The organism is Micromonospora sp. TSRI0369, assembly GCF_001905625.1.
Lineage (GTDB): Bacteria > Actinomycetota > Actinomycetes > Mycobacteriales > Micromonosporaceae > Micromonospora > Micromonospora echinospora_A.
Genome location: NZ_LIVU01000006.1, coordinates 96,701 through 115,122 on the forward strand (window position 1 = coordinate 96,701; position 18,422 = coordinate 115,122).

Below are 18,422 nucleotides of genomic sequence, written 5' to 3' on the forward strand. Positions count from 1 at the left end.
CTCAGCTCTCCTCTCCGAGCCGCAGCACCTCACCGAGGCGCATCCGGCGGTTGTTCACGGCCTCCACGGCGATCGCGAAGCCCAGGGCCACCATGGCCAGGACCGACACCCCGGCGACCAGGCCGGGTTCGAACTGTGGGCGTACGTCGACGCCGCCGGTGAACGCGGGCAACCCGAGCACCGGCGTGAGCAGCAGCGGCAGCAACGCGCCGACCACCGCGCCGGTGAGCACCGACACCAGCACCAGCGGGGTCAGCTCGACCATCAGCATGCCGCGCCACTGCCGGCGGGACAGGCCCATGGTGCGCAGCCGGGACAGCACCTGCCCGCGCGAGCGCGCCCCGGCGAGCACCGCGAGCGCGAGCCCGAGCAGCCCCAGCACCGCGCCGCCCCCGGCGCCGAGCGCGAAGCCGAACACCAGCAGGCCGTTCACGCCGGTGCCGCCCAGGTCGGCGCGGACGGCCGAGCGGGCCGTCACCTCCGGCGCGCGGGCCTTGTCCCCGGTGCCGACCCCGCCGATACGCAGGTAGCGGTTCTGCCCCTCACGCGCGACCCGGTCCACCTCGGCCGCGTCCACGCCCGCGCCGGCCAGCACGAAGCCGGTGGGCGCGAGCTGATGCGGCGCGTCCGCCGGCAACGCCGGCCACGGCAGCACCACGAACCGGCGTACGCCCTTGTCGACAAGCGCGAAATCGTCGACAGTGGCGGCGGTGCGCACCGGCAGCCGGTTGCCCTGCACGTCCAGCCAGGCGGGGCGTTCGCCCCGGGCGTCGGCGAGCCCGGCGTCGGCCAGCTCGTCGGCGACCGCCGGGGACACCAGCGCCGGCAGCGGCGTACTCCCGTCGGCGCCGGCCCGCAGCGGGTCGGGCACGCTCACCGGTACGCCGGCCCGGCGCGCCACCTCGGCGAACCGCTCCCCGTCCACGAGCACCACGCGCAGCTCGGTGATCGGCGCGGGGCGGCCGGCACGGTCGGCGTACGGGCGCTCGGCCGGCACCGTGAGCAGCGGCGCGACCGCGCGTACCCCGGGCAGCTCAGCCAGTCTCTCCGCGGTGTCCGGCGCGAAGCGCTCCCCGCGTACCAGCAGGTCACCCGGCACGGCCTGGGCGGCGGCGGTGTCCCGGCCGGTCTCGATGCCGGTCGCCACCACGCCGCAGAACGCGGCGGTGGCCACGGCCAGCACCACCACGACCAGCGGCCCGGTGCTCGCGGCCCGGCCCGCGCGGGCGGCGCCGAGGAACGCGACGCTGCCGCGCGCCCGGGCGGCGACGCGGCTGAGCAGCCGCAACGGCCAGGGGTACGCGCGCAGCGCCACCAGCGCCGCCGCGATCGCCAGCAGCACCGGCACGGACACCAGCAGCGGATCCACCGAGCCGGCGGTGAGCCCGCGTCGGCGCAGCAGGAACGCGCCGAGCACGGCGAGCCCGAGCACCGCTACCTCGACGGTGAGCCGGACGGCGGGCGACCGGCCGCCGAGGTCGGAGCGGCCACCGGCGCGGCGGCCGACAGCGAGCGCGGCGAGTGGCGGCAGCAGCGTGGCCAGCAGCCCGGCGATCAGCACCCAGAGCCACGGCGACCCGGTGCCGGGCAGCAGCCCACCGAGCAGCCAGCCGATCCCGGCCGCGGCCGGCAGCACCAGCACCGACTCGGCCAGACCGCGACGCAGCACGTCACCTGTCGAGCCGCCGCGCGCCCGGATCAGGTGGAACTCGGCGCGGCGGCGGCGCGCGGCCAGCCGGGCGGCCAGCAGCGTCAGCCCGGCCAGCGTGGCGAGCAGCCCGGCGGCGATGACCGCGAGCAGGGTACGCGCGGCGGCGAGCGAGTCGGCGAAGCGCCGCAGCGGGATGTCCGCGCCCTGGCTGAGGGTCATCTTGACCTCGGTGGGCAGGGCCCGTTCCAGCCCGTCGACACCGGCGATCAACGCGTCGAGGCGGCCCGCTTCGAGCCGGTCCGGGGCGATCCGGTACCGCCAGCCGAAGGTCACCGGCCACTTCCGGGCGGTGATCGAGTTCAGGCCCGCGTCGGCGGTGTACGCGACTGCTACGAACGGGTCGCCGTCGCCTTCGGGCGGGCTGAGCTTCAGCATCGACGGCAGCGTGTCCCAGACACCGCCGGCCGGGTCGTTCGGCCGCCACACGCCGACCAGGTCGACCGGGCGGGAGTTGAGCACGTTGTTGTCGCCGTCCAGCAGCGAGAGGCGGAACCGGTCGCCGGCCGCGACGCCCAGCGTGGTGGCGATCGTCTCGGCGAGCGTCACCTCGATCGCGCCGGCCGGGGTGACGCCGCGTTCCGGCCACCGCCCGTCGACCAGGGTGGCCGCCTCCCGGATGCCGGTGCCGGCGCGCAGGTGCAGGTCGATCAGCCCTTTGTCGTCGCTCAGGGTCGGACCGCGCAACCGCCCGGGTACGGTCTGCGCCGCGAACCAGCGCTCGCCGATCGTGTCGCGCACCTCGGCGGGCATCTTCTCCTCGACCGCCGCGAGCAGGGCTCCCCGGCTGGCGACGACGGGCTGCTCCGAGGCGGGCACGACGTCCGGCGCGGTGCTGTACGTGAGGTCCCGGCGGGCCACCGGCTGACCGGCGACGTACTCGGTGAGCCCCTGCCCGGTCAGCCGGTCGGCCACCCGGGGCACGCCCGTGATCAACAGCGCGGTCACCAGGGTCAGGACGGCGAGCAGCAGGAACTGCCCCCCGTATGCGCGGACCCGGCGCGCGGCACCAGGAAGGCTCATCGTTCTCCTCCGATCCGGAGCTGCGCGGCGGCGACCCGCTGGCGGATGCCGGTGGTGATGACGGCGGCGAAGGCGAGCGCGGCGAGCAGCAGCCCGGCGGCGGTCGCCCCGATCGGCACCCAGGGCACTGTGAAGACCGCCTCGGGCACCGGCCGTCCGGCGGCCGGGGTGAGGATCACAAGCGGCACCATGGTGGCCGCGACGAGGGCGCCGACCAGCAGCCCGACGCCGACTCCGATCGCAGCCAGGAAACCCTGCTCGGCGAGGTAGGCGCGGGCCAGCAGCCGGGTGTTCGCGCCGAGCGTGTTGAACACGGCCAGTTCGGTGAGCCGCCGCCGGGTGGTGGCCCACACGTCGACCGCCAGGCCGACCAGCGCCAGCAGCACCGACCCGAGCGCGGCGGCGAGCAGCCCGGTGCGGGCGCCCTGCCAGTACGGGTCCCCCGCGGCCTCCTCCGCCACGCGCTGCCGGTCCAGCAGCACCGTGCCGCCGACAGTGGCGAGGGCCTCGGTCGCGGCGGCATGCCCGCCCGGCGTGGTACGCAGCCACCACTCGGCCACCGGCCGCACGCCTCCGCTGCGCTCCAGCAACTGGGCGCCGGCGGTGGGCAGGTCCAGCAGCACGCCGTCGCCCCCGGTGCCGGGGATCGCGGCGACCTGGCCGACCACAGTGGCCTCCACCGTCACCTCGGAGACCGACAGCTTGACGGTGTCACCGGTCTGCACGCTCAGCGCGGCGGCGACACCCGGTGTGATCAGCACCGGCACCGGCGGGTCCTCGGCCATGGGCACCACGGCGAACCGGGACGACGGCACCCGGGCGAACTGCAACAACCCTGCGGGCACGTCGAAGCCCTGCGTCGCGTCCACCTCGGTGGGCGTGGCCCGGGCGTCCCGGCGCGGCCCGCTGCCCGGGTCGATCACCCGCCAGGCCCCCTCCACCGGCAACGGCAGCGCAGCGCCGCCGCCGTCGGTGAGCCGCATGTCGCTGAGCAGCAGCCGGTACGAGCTGCCGGTGGCGTCGCCGCCATCGGCCTCGAAACCGGTCAGACGCAGCGGGGCGCCACCGGTGTCGGGCAGCGGCACGGAGAAGCGCACCGGCCGTCCCTCGCCGCCGGCCTCGGCCAGCCGGACCCGCCAGGTGGCCCCGGCGTCGGTGGCGAACAGCGCGGTCACCGCTACGCGCGGCCGGTCGTACATGCTCTCCACGGGCGTGCGGACGGTGCCGGAGAAGGTCTTCGCCCCGGCCGGCAGGACACCGCCGACCGGGTCGGCCCGGCCGTCGGCGAGCCGGTCCAGCAGGGCCCCGGTGGACGCCCCGCCGTCGGCGTCGTCGAGCCGGATCATCCCCTTCGCGGCGGCGGCGTCGAGGGCCACCACTGTTGCCGGCCGGGCCTCGCGGCCCAGGCGCACGTCGTCGCGCCAGGCGGGCAGCACCCGGTCGATCCCGGGCACGGCGGCCAGCTGGGCGGCCCGGTCGGCCGGGGCGGTGCCGTCCCGTTCGGTCAGCCGCAGGTCCGTGCCGACCGTGTGCTGCGACTGGTCGCGCTGCGAGCGTTCCCAGGAGGCGACGAGCGACCACGCGAGCGTGCTGCCGCCGACGGCGAGCGCGAGCAGCAGCACCGGGCCGGCGTGCGGGCGGCGGCCCGCCTGCCACATGCCGAACATGGTGGCGTTCCAGGGTCGGCGGTCGACGAAGCGTTCCGCGATCCGGGTGGTCGGCGGCAGCAGCCGCAGCGCGATCACCGCGCCGGCCAGCACGCCGATGGTGGGCGCGGCGGCCAGCAGCGGGTCGATGCCGAGGCTGCCGTTCGCGCCCGCGAGCGGCGAGGAGTACTGCCGCAACTGGGTCCAGGCGAGCACGGCGAGCGCCACCAGCACCACGTCCACGCTGGCGCGCTGCACGGCAGCGCTGCGGGACGGGCGGGACCGGGCCGCCATGTCGGCGACGTAGGTGCCGGCCCGGCGCAACGCCGGCAGCACCATGGCGAGCAGGCAGCCGACCGCCGCGCCCACCGCGACCACCCAGACCCGGGCCAGGTCGCCGTCGGCCAGCCGCAGGTCCGCGCCGAGATACCGGACCGCCTGCCCGGTCAGCGCCGGGGCCAGCAGCAGCGCCGGCGCCACCACGAGCGTGGCCTCGCGTGCGGCGAATCCGGCGATCTGCCGGCGCGCCGCGCCCCGGGCCCGCAGCAGCGCGGTCTGCGCCCGCCGGTCCTCGTTGAGCAGCGCAGCCACCAGCACCAGCGCGTACCCGCCGAGCACGACGATCAGCAGCAGCGGGGTGAGCAGCGCGGAGCGGCCCACCAGGTCGGCCCGGCCGAGCCGGTCCACCAGCCGGTCCAGGTGGCTGACCTGCTGCGTCGAGGAGCCCAGGCCGGTCGCCTCGGGCAGCCGCTCGGTGATCTCGTTCAGCGCTGTGGTCACGGCCGGCAACCGGGCCGGTTCGACGGCCACCAGGTCGGGGTCCACCAGCCAGGCCGCCGAGGTGGAGCCGGGGAAGGTACGGGCGAAGTCGGCCGGGTCGAGCGCGAACGGCCCGTACGACGTGACCTCCGCGTCGCCCTGGCTCTCCCCCACCCCCGGGGCGAGCCGCCAGTACGCCTCGGTCGCGTCCCGGGGCCGCCACGTGCCAGCCACCACCACCGTGCTGGCCCGCTCCGCGCCCCGGTCGTACAGCGGCACCCGCTCGCCGACCTCCAAGCTGAGTTGCGCGGCCACCTTCTCCGGCAGCGTCACCTGCAGCGGGTTGCTGCCGGGCACCGGCCACGCCCCGGCGGTCAGCTCGGCGTGCGCCGGCAGTTCGTCGAGCGTGGCCAGGTTGGCGAACATCGGGTCGTCGTCGGTGCGGGCGGCGCCCACGTCACCGGTCAGCTCCCGCCCGGTGCCGGAGCGGACCCCGGCCACCGTGACCGGCGCCCCGCCCAGCCCGTTGGCGAACTGCGCCCGTACCGCCCGGTCCCGCTCGGCGTACGCGGCGGCGTCCGCCCCGCCGGAGCCGCTGATCAGCAGGCTGCGCTCCTCCGCCGGGGCGGCGTCGAGCACCGCCCGGGCGCCCGCGTCCACCGCCCGGCGGTTGTAGTCGGAGAGCCCGGTGACCAACGCGACCGCGACGAGTGCCGCGACAGCGGCGGCGAGCAGCAGCCCACGGGCCTCTACCGCCCGCCTCCACACCAGCTTCATCCGACGTCCTCTCCTGGCCCCGGCGGGCCGATGCCGAGAGAGAGCAGTGACACCCACGAAAAGGTTCGCGCCCGTTACATGATCGTTATCGGTCCCCCTCCGCCCTTCCTCCACCCCCGCCGCCACCTCCCCGCCCCACCCCGTCGATCTTGGAGTTGTGGCGCCTCGAATGACGTCTATGCGGCTTTTGGGAACGACCACAACTCCAAGATCGACGGCGCGGGTGCGCGGCTGTCCACAGGGGCGGATTTTGAGGGTTGAGGCGGGAGGGTGAGGGGGTGTGGCGGTACGGGGAGTTGCTGGCGGGTGGGGTGAGTCGTGGGGCGGTCCGGCACCAGGTGGAGGCGGGGCGGCTGGGGCGGCTGTCCCGTGGTGTCTACGGGTACGCCGACGACGAGACGGACCGGTTGCGCGCCCTGTTCCGGCGGTTGCCGCCGGGAACCGTCGCGGGGTTCCACACCGGCGCGCGACTGCACCGGTTCGGGGCGGTGACCGACGACCGGGTGCACGTGATCGTGCCGCCCGGCGTGAGCGCACGGCGGATCCAGGGCGTGGCGACGCATCAGACGGTACTGCCGGTGCCGGACGCGGTGGAGATTGCCGGCATCCCCTGCGCGCCGGCCGCCCGCTGCGCCGTGGACCTGGCCCGGGTGATCCGGCGGGCGGACGCGCTGCCGGTGCTGGACCTCTGCCTCCGCGCCGGCGCCTGCCGCCGCGAGGACCTGCTCACCGAGGTGGCCTGGCACGTCGGCCTGCGGGGAGTACGACAGGCGGGGCAACTCGTCGCGCTCGCCGACCCGCGCCCGGAGTGCCGGCAGGAGAGCCAGTTGCGCCTGTTGCTGATCGACGGCGGGCTACCTCCGCCGGAACCGCAGCTGTGGGTTCCCGACGAGGACGGAAACCTGATCTATCGCCTCGACCTGGGCTATCGCGACCGGCGCATCGGCGTCGAGTACGACGGCCGTTCCCACCTCGACCCCGGCAGGCTGCACCACGATCGGTCCCGGCTCAACTGGCTGGCCGAGCACGGCTGGCGCATGCGGGTCTACACCGCCACCGACCTCTACCGCCGTCCCCGGCACATCGTCGCTTCGGTCCGGAGCATGCTCACCGCGCCCGCCTGAGCCGTGGTCACCCGGGCGTCAGGGGCGGGGGCGGTCGCGGTCCTTGGACGGCTGGACCCGCTTCGGCTCGCCGGGCATCTTCGGGTACTCCGGCGGGTACGGCATGTCGCCCAGCCCGTCTGCGGCATCCCGCTCGGCCCACTCCAGCAGGGGCGTGATGTCCCACGGGGCGTCGTCGATGCCGGCGTGCGGATCGCCGCGCTCGGCGAACCGGGCCGGCACCGTGCCCAGGTGGAAGTCGTCCGGGTCGACCTCTGGTAGCTCGTCCCAGTCGACGGGGGTGGAGACGGTGGCGCGGGCGTTGGCGCGCAGCGAGTACGCGCAGGCGATGGTGCGGTCCCGCGCCGTCTGGTTGAAGTCGACGAAGACCCGTTCGCCCCGTTCCTCCTTCCACCAGGCGGTGGTGACCAGCTCGGGGCGGCGTCGTTCCAGCTCGCGGGCCAGCGCGATGGTGGCGCGGCGTACCTCCACGAACGTCCAGCGCGGCTGGATGCGCAGGTAGACGTGCACGCCCCGGCCACCGGAGGTCTTCGGCCAGCCGGGCACGCCCAGCTCGTCCAGCAGGCCGCGCAGCTCACCGGCGGCGGTCACCGCGTCGGCGAAGTCGGTGCCCGGCTGCGGATCGAGGTCGACGCGCAGCTCGTCGGGGCGGTCGGTGTCGGCGGCGCGCACCGGCCACGGGTGGAACACCACGGTGCCCATCTGCGCCGCCCAGGCCACGTGCGCCAGGTCGGCCGGGCACAGCTCGTCGGCCTTGCGGCCGCTGGGGAATGCGATCTGCGCGGTGCGCACCCACGGGGGTACGCCCCGCTGCGGCACCCGCTTCTGGAAGAACATCTCCCCCTCGATGCCGTCGGGGAAGCGCTGGAGCGTGGTCGGCCGGTCCCGCAGGGCGCGCATGATCCCATCGCCGACGGCCAGGTAGTAGCGGAAGACGTCGGCCTTGGTGAAGCCCTGCTGGGGGAAGATCACCCGGTCGGGGCTGCTCAGCCGCACCGTGTGCCCGGCTACCTCGATCTCCTCGACCGTGCCCTTGCCCGCCATCACGCGACCATATGCGATGCCACCGACAGCCGACGTACCGTGAAGGGGTGAGTCTTTCCGACAACGAACTGCCCCGTACCGAGGACGAATGGCGCGTGCGGCTGAGCCCCGAGGAGTTCCGGGTGCTCCGCGAGGCCGGCACCGAGGCGCCCTGGACCGGTGAGTACGTCGACACCAAGACCCCCGGCGTCTACCACTGCCGGGCCTGCGGGCTGGAACTGTTCCGCAGCGAGGACAAGTTCGACTCGCACTGCGGGTGGCCGAGCTTCGACGACGCCATCCCGGGCGCGGTCAAGGAGATCCCGGACAACACGCTCGGGATGCGCCGCATCGAGATCCGCTGCGCGCGCTGCGACAGCCACCTCGGGCACGTCTTCGAGGGTGAGGGTTTCACCCCGAAGGACACCCGGCACTGCGTCAACTCGATCTCGGTGCGGCTGGAGCCCAGCGCCGGCTGACGGCGGCGTCACAGCCGCAGCAGGCCGCCGGCCTCGTCCACCCGGTCGGCGGCCTCGTCGTCCAGCCAGACGCCGCCGGTGGCCAGGTAGCGGAAGCGGTACTCCCCCGGCTTCAACCGGACCGTCACGGTACGGGTGCCGTCGCGACGCGGCACCAGCTCGTGCCGGCCGGGCTCCCACCCGTTGAAGCAGCCGACCACGCTCACCGTGCCGGCCGGGGTGTCCCGGGGCAGCGAGAACGTCACCCGGGTCTGGTTGCCGAAGAGCTTGTTGCGCTTGATCACGAATCCTCCGGGGATTTTCGGCGGTCACATCAGTCAACGCGCGACACGCCGGGAGCGACTCGCCGTAGGGCCGGATCAGGTTCGCCCGTTCCGGTTGCCCGATGGTGTCGTCTGCGCGACTCTCGGATGACAGGTCCGTTTTCGGGGGGTTTCGCATGGCAACCTGCGAGGTTTGCGGTAACGACTACTGGATGGCGTTCGAGGTGCGCACCGTCGACGGGGCGCGGCACACGTTCGACTGCTTCGAGTGCGCGGTACACAAGATGGCGCCCATCTGCGAGCACTGCCAGATCAAGATCGTCGGGCACGGCGTCGAGGTCTCCGGCCGCTTCTTCTGCTGCGCCCACTGCGCCCGCGCCGTCGAGGGCGAGCAGGGCGCCGAGGTACACGACGCGGTCGGCGCCCGCCCCGCCTGACGCGAGCGCTCCCCGGGGCGCAACAGGCGTCGATCTCCGTCTAGCATCCCTCCGGTGTCCCGACGGTTGATCATCACGGCGGCCCTGGTCGCCGTCCTCGCCGGCTGCTCTCCCGCCACCGAGCCCGCCCCCGCCGCCGCCCCCGATCCGGCCCTCGTCGCGCCCTCGCCCACCGACGGCGGGGCCGCCGAGGCGCTGCGCGACCGGTACGCGGCGACCGGCAACCTGGCCGGCCTGGCCGAGAGTCCCGAGTACGCCAGCGAGCGGCTCGACTCCGACGGCGTCGTGTGTGGTCGCCCGCTGCCCCTGCTCGACCGGCGGCTCGTCGTGTCGACCCGGGTCTTCGGCACGCCGGAGGGCACCCCGGCCGGCGAGTTCGTCGAGATCGCCCAGGAGACGGTGGTCTACCCGGACGAGCCGACCGCGGCGGACGCGGTGCGGCGAATTTTCGACGTGCTGGAGGCGTGCGGGCGCGACGAGGAGGACGGCCAGGTGACCAGCGGACACACCGCCGGGAAGCTGCCCGCCGGGCTGGGCGTGCCGGGCCGGATGGTGTCGGCCACCATGACCCTGTCCGACGGCACCCGTTTCCCGCACCGTTACGGCTGCCTCCAGCAGGGCCGGGTGACCCAGTGCGTCTGGGTGTGGACCCGCTCGGCGGCCGACACCGGCACCTGGTTCGAACGCGCCGTCACCGCCACCGCAACCGGGCTGCGCACGTCGAAGGGCTGAGCGCGACGGGCCGCGCCAACCCGGTGCGCTGAGCCGACGCGTCGCGCCAGGGGGAGCACGACCGGCCGGAATCGCGCCACCTACCCTGGGCCGATGCCCGTCGAGTCCCACCTGGCCGGCTTCGCCGACCTGGACACCAGCACCTTCCACGACCTGCTCCGGCTGCGCATCGACGTGTTCGTGGTCGAGCAGTCCTGCCCGTACCCGGAACTGGACGGCCGGGACGTCGAACCCGGCACCCGCCACCTGTGGCTGACCAGCGACGGCACCGTCGTGGCGTACCTGCGGATCCTGGCCGACCCCGGCGGCGTGGCACGGATCGGGCGGGTGGTGGTGGCGCCGGCGGCCCGCGGCGCGGGCCTGGCCGGCGCGCTGATGGCCGAGGCCCTCGCGGTGGTGGGTGACCGGCCGTGCGTGCTCGACGCGCAGACCCACCTCGTGGGCTTCTACGCGGGCTGCGGTTTCACGGTCGACGGCCCCGGCTACGTCGAGGACGGCATCCCGCACACGCCGATGCGCCGCGACCCGACTCATTGACGTTTGTCGCTTTTTGTGGCAGCGTGCGGGCGGAGCCGCCACGCGGGAGAGGGCAACTCCCGACAGTCCGGGCGTCGTGCACCGACCCCATCCCGGAGGCTTTCCATGTCCACTCCGTACCGCCGCCCGTTACCGCTCGCGGCGGCGATCCTCGCCGTCTGCGCGGTCGTCGCGGCGCTGCTCACCACCGCGTTCTCCGGCCCGGCCTCGGCGCACGGGTCGGTTGTCGACCCGGCCTCGCGCGCCTACAGCTGCTGGCAGCGCTGGGGCGGTGACTTCCAGAACCCGGCCATGGCCACCCAGGACCCGATGTGCTGGCAGGCGTGGCAGGCCGACCCGAACGCCATGTGGAACTGGAACGGCCTGTTCCGCGAGGGCGTGGCCGGCAACCACCAGGGCGCCATCCCGGACGGGCAGCTGTGCAGCGGCGGCCGCACCCAGAGCGGCCGGTACAACGCGCTCGACACCGTCGGCGCCTGGAAGACCGTGCCGGTCACCAACAACTTCCGGGTCAAGTTCTTCGACCAGGCCAGCCACGGCGCCGACTACATCCGGGTGTACGCGACCAAGCAGGGTTTCAACGCTCTCACCTCGCCGCTGCGCTGGAGCGACCTGGAACTGGTCGGCCAGATCGGCAACACCCCTGCGAGCCAGTGGACGCGTGAGGTGGACGGCGTGTCCATCCAGATCCCGGCGAACGCGCCGGGCCGCACCGGCCGGCACATCGTCTACACCATCTGGCAGGCCAGCCACCTGGACCAGTCCTACTACCTGTGCAGCGACGTGGACTTCGGCGGGTCCGGCCCGACGAACCCGCCGACCAGCACCCCGCCCACCAGCACGCCGCCGACGAGCACGCCGCCCACCAGCCCGCCCCCGACCACGCCGAACCCGGCCGGCGGCTGCACCGCGACGTACGCGATCACCGGTTCGTGGGGCGGCGGCTTCCAGGCCGACGTGAAGGTGACGAACAACAGCGGCTCGCCGATCCGCGGCTGGTCGGTGAGCTGGAACTACCAGAACGGCCAGCAGGTCAGCTCGGCGTGGAACGCCACTGTCACCACGAGCGGAACGCTGGTGACGGCACGCAACGCCGCCTACAACGGCTCACTCGCGCCGGGTGCGAGCACCTCGTTCGGCTTCACCGGCTCGGCCGGTGCGACGAACCTGGTGCCCAGCATCGTGTCCTGCACGACGACCGCCTGACGGCTGTCTTCCCGGTCGGGGCCCTGCTCGACACCCGCTGGGGTGTTAAGCGGGGCCCCTTCCTCTACCGCAGGCGTTAAGAAGGTGCCCTTCCTTTCACACCAGGCAGTTGACGATGTCGGCAACCGAACGGCGGCGGCCGGTGTAGAACGGGATCTCCTCCCGCACGTGCCGCCGGGCGCCGGAGGCGCGCAGGTCACGCATCAGGTCCACGATCCGGTGCAGCTCGTCGGCCTCGAACGCGAGCATCCACTCGTAGTCGCCGAGCGCGAACGACGCCACCGTGTTGGCCCGCACGTCCGGGTAGCCCCGGGCCATCTTGCCGTGCTCGGCCAGCAGCTCGCGCCGCTCGGCGTCGGGCAGCAGGTACCACTCGTACGAGCGCACGAACGGGTAGACGCACAGGTAGGCGCGCGGCTGTTCGTCGTTCAGGAACGCCGGGATGTGGCTCTTGTTGAACTCGGCCGGGCGGTGCAGCGCCATCTGCGACCAGACCGGGGTCAGCGCCCGGCCCAGCGTGGTGCGGCGGAACCGCAGGTACGCGTCCTGGAGCGCGTCGCTGGACGACGAGTGCCACCAGATCATCAGGTCGGCGTCGGCGCGCAGCCCGGCCACGTCGTACGTGCCCCGGACCGTGACGTCCTTGCCGGCCACCTCGGTAAAGAGCGACTCGACCTCGTCGACGACGTTCTCCCGCAGCGACGGCAGCGGGCTGGTGGCCCGGTACACCGACCACATGGTGTAGCGGATGGTCTCGTTGAGCTCCCGCAGCCGCGCCGCGTTGGTCTGCTCGGTCATGCTGCCGATCCTTCCAGTGCCGTGATGATCTCTTCGGCCGCCGTCTCGCCGGAGCGGACGCACACCGGGATGCCGACGCCGTCGTAACCGGCCCCGGCCACTGCAAGCGTCGGGTGGGCGGCGCGCAGCGCCGCCCGGACCGCCGCCACCCGGGCGGTGTGCCCGGGCGTGTACTGCGGCAGCGCGCCGCCCCACCGCTGCACGTGCCGGGCCACCGGAGCCGGCAGCGGCGCGCCGAGCACCGCCGACAGCTCCCGGTGCACCGCGTCGGCCAGGTCGTCGTCGGTGAGCTGGAGCGACGTCTCGTCGCCGCACCGGCCCACCGAGGCGCGCACCAGCGCCAGCCCGTCCGGCCGCCGCAGGTGCCCCCACTTGGTGGTGAAGAACGTGGACGCCTTGATCGTCAGCCCTTCGCCGGCCGGCACCAGGAAGCCGGACAGCTCCGGCAGGGCCGGGCCGGGCAGCGCCAGGGTGATCAGGGCGACGCTCGCGTAGTCGAGCGCGCCGACCGTGTCGGCCGCCTCGGGCGCGGCGGCGGCGAGCAGCCGGGCGGCCGGGCGGGCCGGCACCGCGAGCAGCACCGCGTCGACCTCGACGTGCTCGGCGTCGCGGGTCGGCCCGACGGTGAGCCGCCAGCCGGCCGGGGTGCGGCGCAGCTCGCGTACCGCGGCGCCCCGCCGGATCGTCGCCCCGCTCGCCGTCGCCGCCGCCTCGACCAGCGTGCTGAGCCCACCGGCGAGAGTGCCGAAGACGGGTGCGCCGGGCGCGCGCGGCGCGGCGGCCTGCGCGGCGCGTACCGCACCGACAAGCGTGTGCTCGGCGCGGGCCGCGCGGGCCAGCGCCGGCATCGTGGTGACCAGCGACAGGTCGTCGGCCCGCCCGGCGTACACGCCGCCGAGCATCGGGTCCACGAGGCGGTCCACCACCGCGTCACCGAGACGCTTGCGGACCAGCTCACCGACCGAGGTGTCCTCACCGTCGGCCAGCAGCGGCCCGCCCGCGTCGCGGTCGGCGTCCGCGGCCGGCGGCGCCACCGCCGCCACCTTCTCCAGATCCCCGGGTACGCCGACGAGCGTGCCGCCCGGCACCTGGTGCAACGTGCCGTCGACGAGCAGGGCCGCCTGCCCGACGGTCGGGTGCACGATCTCCTCGGCCAGGCCGAGCCGCCGGGCCAGCGTCACCGCCGCCGACTCGCCACCGGCCGGGTCGCGCATCAGGAACGACTCCGCGCCGAACTCGACCGGCCCGCCGGCCAGCTCACCGGTGAACAGCTTGCCGCCGAGGCGGCCGGACTGCTCGTACACGGTGACCTCGGTGCCCTCGGGAGCGCTGTCGCGCAACCGGACGGCGGCGGCCAGCCCGGTGATCCCGCCACCGATGATCGCCACCCGCCACGGTCGCACCACTGTCTCCTCCTAGCGCTCCGGTCGCGCGGTCAGCTCGTGCACCAGCGCGACCACCCGGGTCAGCACCTCGGGGTCGGTCTCCGGCAGCACGCCGTGGCCGAGGTTGAACACGTGGCCGGGAGCGGCCCGGCCCTGCTCGACGATGCGCCGCACCTCGGTCTCCACCACTGGCCAGGGCGCGAGCAGCACGGCCGGGTCCAGGTTGCCCTGCACCGCCTTGTCCGGCCCGATCCGGCCGGTGGCGACGTCCAGCGGCGTACGCCAGTCCACGCCCACCACGTCGGCGCCGGCCTCGCCCATCGCGCCGAGCAGCTCGCCGGTGCCCACCCCGAAGTGGATCCGCGGCACGCCGGCGTTAGCGAGCCCGCCCAGCACGTACGTGGAGTGCGGCAGCACGAAGCGGCGGTAGTCGGCCTCGGAGAGCGCGCCCGCCCACGAGTCGAACAGCTGCACCGCGGACACCCCGGCCTCGATCTGCACCTGGAGGAACGCCAGCGTCACCTCGGCCAGCCGGGAGCACAGCGCGTGCCACAGGTCCGGGTCGCCGTACATCAGCGCCTTGGTCTTGGCGTGGGTACGCGACGGCCCGCCCTCGACCAGGTAGCTGGCGAGCGTGAACGGGGCCCCGGCGAAGCCGATCAGCGGGGTGTCGCCCAGCTCGACGACGAGCTGGCGCACCGCCTCGTCCACGTACGACACCTCGTCGCGGCCGATCGGGGTGATCCGCTCGACGTCGGCGGCGGTACGGATCGGCTCGGCCACCACCGGGCCGGTGCCGGGCACGATGTCCAGGTCGATACCGGCCGCGGCGACCGGCACCACGATGTCGCTGAACAGGATCGCCGCGTCCACGCCGTGCCGGCGCACCGGCTGCAGCGTGATCTCGGTGACCAGGTCCGGCCGGCGGCAGGACTCCAGCATCGGCACGTTCGCCCGGATCTCGCGGTACTCCGGCAGCGACCGGCCGGCCTGGCGCATGAACCAGACCGGGGTGTGCGGGCCCGGCTCGCGCCGGCAGGCGCGCACGAAGGGCGAGTCGGCCGGCCCGCCGCGGCGGGGTTCTCCGTCTCGGGCGGCAGTGCCCGTGGTGTCGGTGGTCATCGCGGCAATCGTGCCACGCCCCCGGCAGGCGCCCGCGCTCACCGTCCGCATTTGTGACGTAGAAGGAAGGGCCCCCGCTTAACGCCTCCGGTAGAGGAAGGGCCCCTTCTTAACCGTCGATCACCCGGCGCGCCGTCGCGCGCCGTACGGTGAGCGCGGCATAGGCTGCCCGCATGGCCCCCCCGATCGCGCTCCCGGAAACGTTCGCTCGCGCGGTCGCGGGGCTGCGATCGGTGACACCCCGCCCGGAGATCATCCTGGAGGAGGTCGGCGCGCCGCAGCGGCTGGCCCCGTTCGCGTTCGCGCTCTCCGCCGCCGTGATGCGCGACGACGACGAGGTGGCCACCGGCCGCCTGATCCTGCTGCACGACCCGGCCGGCCACGAGGCGTGGCAGGGCACGCTGCGGCTGGTCACGTACGTCACCGCCGAGCTTGAGGTCGACCTGGCCAGCGACCCGCTGCTGCCGGGCGTCGGCTGGACCTGGCTGACCGACGCGCTGGACGTGCAGGGCGCCGGGCACCGCGCGATCGGCGGCACCGTCACCCAGACGCTCTCCACCCGGTTCGGCGAGCTGGCCGGGCCGCCCGCCGCCGGTGACATCGAGATCCGCGCCTCCTGGACGCCGCTGCGCGCCGACCTGGGCCCGCACCTGCTCGGCTGGTGCACGCTGCTGGCCTCGACGGCCGGCCTGCCGCCGCCCGGCGTCACCGCGCTGCCCCGCCGCTCCGCCGGCGCCGCCTGACCGTCGGCTCGCGAGGGCCGCGTACCGGCACACGGGTCGCCGCACGCGCGACGACAGTTGCGGCGGGCCGGGGCGGTTCGCGCTCGGCGTACCCCTGTGTTGACGCGCGAAGGCCGCCCCGCGCGTGCGGGGCGGCCTCACGGCGGACGCCGGTCAGAGGTAGTTCTCGGCCTCGTCGCAGACCTTGTCCAGGCCCTTGTTCGCCGCCTCGAAGGCGGCCCGGTCGCCGCGCGACGCCGCGGCGATGGCGGTGGTCAGCTTGTCCAGGCAGTTCGCGATGACCTTCTTCTGCCGGGCCTGCTCGTCCCGGTCGTTCTTGGTGCCGGTCAGGTCCTGCTGGGTGTCCGACAGCCGCTCCTGCACCGTCTTCAGCTCACCCTTGAGCTTCTCGATCTCCTGCTGGTTGGCCGAGATGGTGCCCTCGCGCTGGCTGACCAGCCGCTGGGACTTGTCCAGCTCGCCGTTCGTGGAGACGTACAGGAAGGTCATCACGCCGCCGAAGACGAACAGCAACGCGGCGACGAGGCCGAGGACCAGCGGGGCCCACTTACGGCCGCCGCCGGCGGGCGCGCCGCCGACCGGTCCGTAGCCGCCGGGCGGCCCGGACATCGGCGGCGGCCCGTAGCCGGGGCCGGACACCGGCGGGACCGAGGACGGCGGGGCCGACAGCGGCTGCGGGTAGCCGGGGCCGGAGACCGGCGGTACGGAGACCGGCGGCGCCGACATCGGCGGGGGCACCGGAGCGGCGCCCGGCGCGTAGCCCGGCTGTCCCGGCGCGGCGGGCGGGTAACCGGCGTACCCGGGAGCACCGTCGGGCGCGGCGGGCTGGTGCAGGGTCGGCGCGGGCTGGTTCGGGTCGTACTGCTGGGGCGCGGGCCGGCTGCCGTACACGTTGCCGTAGACCGTGCCCCCCGGCGCCGGGGGCGGGTTGTCGCCTCCGGCCGGTGGGTAGGACATGTCGTTCCTCCAGATGAGCTGGTCCCCCGCGGGGTGGCCCGATGGGCCGGGGTCGATGCGACGCGGTCGCCCACACCGGCGTGGGCGACCGGTCAGCAGAGGCGGAACCGGTCGCAGGCGGTCTTGATCGGCACCGCCAGCCCGATGCCCTCGGCGTTGCGGGCCTTGGCCGTGGCGATGCCGACGACCTCCTTGGACCCGTTGATCACCGGGCCGCCGGAGTTGCCGGGGTTGATCGGCGCGTCGAACTGGATCACCGGGCCGCCGCCGCGCTCGTCCTCGCGGAACGCGCTGACCACGCCCGTGGTGACGCTGTCCTGCAGCCCGAGCGGAGCGCCGACCACGATGATCTGCTGGCCGGACCGCACCGGGTCGCTGGCCGCGACCAGACCGGCGAACTTGGCGGTGGTCCGCAGCTGCGCCAGATCCTTGTCCTTGTCGGTGGCGATGATCGTCGCCTCGAACCGCTGGTCCTTGCGCTCCAGGAACACCTTGCGTTCACCGGCGGTGAAGACCGACTCGACCACGTGGAAGTTCGTCAGCAGCGTGGTGCCGCCGCCGGACGGGGCCTTGCCGACGGCGAACGCGGTACCGGTGAACTGCCCGGCCCGCACCCGGAACACGCTCGGCAGCACCGCGCTGGCCACCGCCTCCGGGTTGAAGGCGGCGCCGGCCTGTTTCTCCAGGCTGCCCGCGCGCTGCTCCAGGCCGTCGAGCCGGCTGGCGTCCGCGCCCTGCCCCTCGGCCATCCGCTTGTCGGCGGCGGCGAGCCGGTCGTCGAGCCGGTAGATCTGGTACGCCTGCACGCCGCTGACCACCGCCAGCACGGCGGCCAGCGTCAGCGCCACCACCGCGAGCCGGCTGCGCCGGGCCGCGCGCTCCGGCGGGCCGAGCGGCGCGCCGAAGCCGGAGACCTGCTGACCCGGGTACGCCGGTGGCTGGCCGGGGTACGACGGCGCGGACACCGGCTGGCCCGGATAGGCGGGCGCGGAGACCGGCCGGCCCGGGTACGGCGAGCCGGCGCCGGAGTGCCGGTCCGCGTACGGCGAGGGCGGCTGGCCCGGGAACGACTGTGACCCGGCGGGAGCCTGACCCGGGTAGGCCGGGGCGGCGGACTGGGCCGGTGCGGTGCCGTAGGAGGACTGACGCGGCTGGGCCGGCTGGGCCGGCGCGGAGCCGAACGACGACGGGCCCGGCCGGGTGGGCACCGCGCCGAACGACGGCTGGGACGGCGCGGGCGGGGTCGCGACGCCCGACGACGCGGAGTAGGCGGCCGACGGCGACGCCCCGGCGGCGTCGGCGCGGCCCGGGTAACCGGCGGACGGCTGCGCGGCCGCCCGCGCCGGATAGCTCGCGCCCGACGACGCGGCGGGGTAGCTGGCACCCGAGGACGCCGGGTAGCTGGCGCCGCTCCACGCCGGACCGCTACCGCCCGCCGTCGACCCGGACAGTGGAGCCGAACCGCCGGGCGGGTCGAAGCGCGGTGGCAGCGGCCCCGGCCGATCGGCCGTCGGGTCACCGCCCTGCCCCGGCACGCCGTCGCCGGTTCCGTACCCGCCTGTCATGCTCGACCGTCCTCCCCGTCGGCTTCGCCGACGCCCCCAACCGCTGTTGCCCGGCCCCGTGCGCCGCTCGCGGCTCGATGGACCGTACCGGCGGAAACGGGCTTTGTCTCCCCCACTGTCCGACCCTCTCACGGCCCC

Annotated in this window: 16 protein-coding genes; 7 read left to right on the top strand and 9 right to left on the bottom strand. The window is 74.8% G+C overall.

The genetic code is table 11. From position 1 onward, the window contains the following. Position 1 precedes the first annotated feature (1 nt). Together AMK25_RS21205 and AMK25_RS21210 are read right to left on the bottom strand one after the other, a co-directional pair. Positions 2-2,731 carry an FtsX-like permease family protein gene (locus AMK25_RS21205; protein WP_073830146.1) on the bottom strand — a complete coding sequence of 910 codons (2,730 nt, stop codon included), beginning with the start codon at positions 2,729-2,731 and terminating at the stop codon, positions 2-4. Next, complete coding sequence (locus AMK25_RS21210) at positions 2,728-5,913, bottom strand: FtsX-like permease family protein (protein ID WP_073830147.1); 3,186 nt, start codon at positions 5,911-5,913, stop codon at positions 2,728-2,730. Before AMK25_RS21210 ends, AMK25_RS21205 begins: the two co-directional genes overlap by 4 nt. 278 nt (positions 5,914-6,191) lie before the next feature. Here AMK25_RS21210 and AMK25_RS21215 point away from each other — a divergent pair, with 278 nt between their 5' ends. Beyond that, a complete protein-coding gene (locus AMK25_RS21215; protein WP_073830148.1) occupies positions 6,192-7,037 on the top strand; it encodes a hypothetical protein in 846 nt (281 codons plus the stop codon). An 18-nt stretch (positions 7,038-7,055) separates the two neighbouring features. Here the strand turns inward: AMK25_RS21215 and ligD are convergent, their stop codons facing one another. After that, positions 7,056-8,081, bottom strand: a complete 1,026-nt coding sequence (gene ligD, locus AMK25_RS21220) for a non-homologous end-joining DNA ligase (RefSeq protein ID WP_073830149.1) — start codon at positions 8,079-8,081, stop codon at positions 7,056-7,058. 47 nt (positions 8,082-8,128) lie between these two features. Here ligD and msrB point away from each other — a divergent pair, with 47 nt between their 5' ends. Then, on the top strand, positions 8,129-8,539 hold the full coding sequence (msrB, locus tag AMK25_RS21225; RefSeq protein WP_030503019.1) for a peptide-methionine (R)-S-oxide reductase MsrB: 411 nt from the start codon (positions 8,129-8,131) through the stop codon (positions 8,537-8,539). 8 nt (positions 8,540-8,547) lie between these two features. Here the strand turns inward: msrB and AMK25_RS21230 are convergent, their stop codons facing one another. Further along, a complete protein-coding gene (locus tag AMK25_RS21230) occupies positions 8,548-8,823 on the bottom strand; it encodes an isoamylase early set domain-containing protein (protein WP_030503018.1) in 276 nt (91 codons plus the stop codon). A gap of 155 nt (positions 8,824-8,978) precedes the next feature. Here AMK25_RS21230 and AMK25_RS21235 point away from each other — a divergent pair, with 155 nt between their 5' ends. From AMK25_RS21235 to AMK25_RS21250, 4 genes are all read left to right on the top strand, one after another. Continuing rightward, positions 8,979-9,239: a Prokaryotic metallothionein gene (locus tag AMK25_RS21235; protein ID WP_073830150.1), complete on the top strand. Its 261-nt coding sequence runs from the start codon at positions 8,979-8,981 to the stop codon at positions 9,237-9,239. A gap of 54 nt (positions 9,240-9,293) precedes the next feature. Next, entirely contained in the window at positions 9,294-9,971 is a 678-nt protein-coding gene (locus AMK25_RS21240; protein WP_073830151.1) for a hypothetical protein, read from the top strand. 93 nt (positions 9,972-10,064) lie between these two features. Beyond that, on the top strand, positions 10,065-10,508 hold the full coding sequence (locus tag AMK25_RS21245; RefSeq protein WP_073830152.1) for a GNAT family N-acetyltransferase: 444 nt from the start codon (positions 10,065-10,067) through the stop codon (positions 10,506-10,508). A 105-nt stretch (positions 10,509-10,613) separates the two neighbouring features. Beyond that, on the top strand, positions 10,614-11,714 hold the full coding sequence (locus AMK25_RS21250) for a lytic polysaccharide monooxygenase auxiliary activity family 9 protein (protein ID WP_073830153.1): 1,101 nt from the start codon (positions 10,614-10,616) through the stop codon (positions 11,712-11,714). A 96-nt stretch (positions 11,715-11,810) separates the two neighbouring features. On the opposite strand, the gene hemQ is transcribed toward AMK25_RS21250, so the two are convergent. The 3 genes from hemQ to hemE are packed head-to-tail and all read right to left on the bottom strand — an operon-like array spanning position 11,811 to position 15,019. Further along, positions 11,811-12,512, bottom strand: a complete 702-nt coding sequence (hemQ, locus tag AMK25_RS21255; protein ID WP_073830154.1) for a hydrogen peroxide-dependent heme synthase — start codon at positions 12,510-12,512, stop codon at positions 11,811-11,813. Further along, positions 12,509-13,918, bottom strand: coding sequence for a protoporphyrinogen oxidase (gene hemG, locus AMK25_RS21260; RefSeq protein WP_073830155.1), 1,410 nt, complete (start codon positions 13,916-13,918; stop codon positions 12,509-12,511). The genes hemQ and hemG overlap by 4 nt, the downstream gene beginning before the upstream one ends. A gap of 9 nt (positions 13,919-13,927) precedes the next feature. Then, positions 13,928-15,019: a uroporphyrinogen decarboxylase gene (gene hemE, locus AMK25_RS21265; protein WP_198937617.1), complete on the bottom strand. Its 1,092-nt coding sequence runs from the start codon at positions 15,017-15,019 to the stop codon at positions 13,928-13,930. A 173-nt stretch (positions 15,020-15,192) separates the two neighbouring features. Between hemE and AMK25_RS21270 the strand changes: the two genes are divergently transcribed. Then, a complete protein-coding gene (locus AMK25_RS21270) occupies positions 15,193-15,762 on the top strand; it encodes a DUF3000 domain-containing protein (protein ID WP_073830157.1) in 570 nt (189 codons plus the stop codon). 153 nt (positions 15,763-15,915) lie between these two features. Here AMK25_RS21270 and AMK25_RS21275 read toward each other — a convergent pair whose 3' ends face one another. Both AMK25_RS21275 and AMK25_RS21280 read right to left on the bottom strand, forming a co-directional pair. After that, positions 15,916-16,719 (bottom strand): hypothetical protein, encoded by an 804-nt coding sequence (locus tag AMK25_RS21275; RefSeq protein WP_073830158.1) that lies wholly within the window; start codon positions 16,717-16,719, stop codon positions 15,916-15,918. Positions 16,720-16,811: 92 nt separating this feature from the next. Then, positions 16,812-18,284, bottom strand: a complete 1,473-nt coding sequence (locus AMK25_RS21280; RefSeq protein ID WP_073830159.1) for a trypsin-like peptidase domain-containing protein — start codon at positions 18,282-18,284, stop codon at positions 16,812-16,814. Positions 18,285-18,422: the final 138 nt, after the last annotated feature.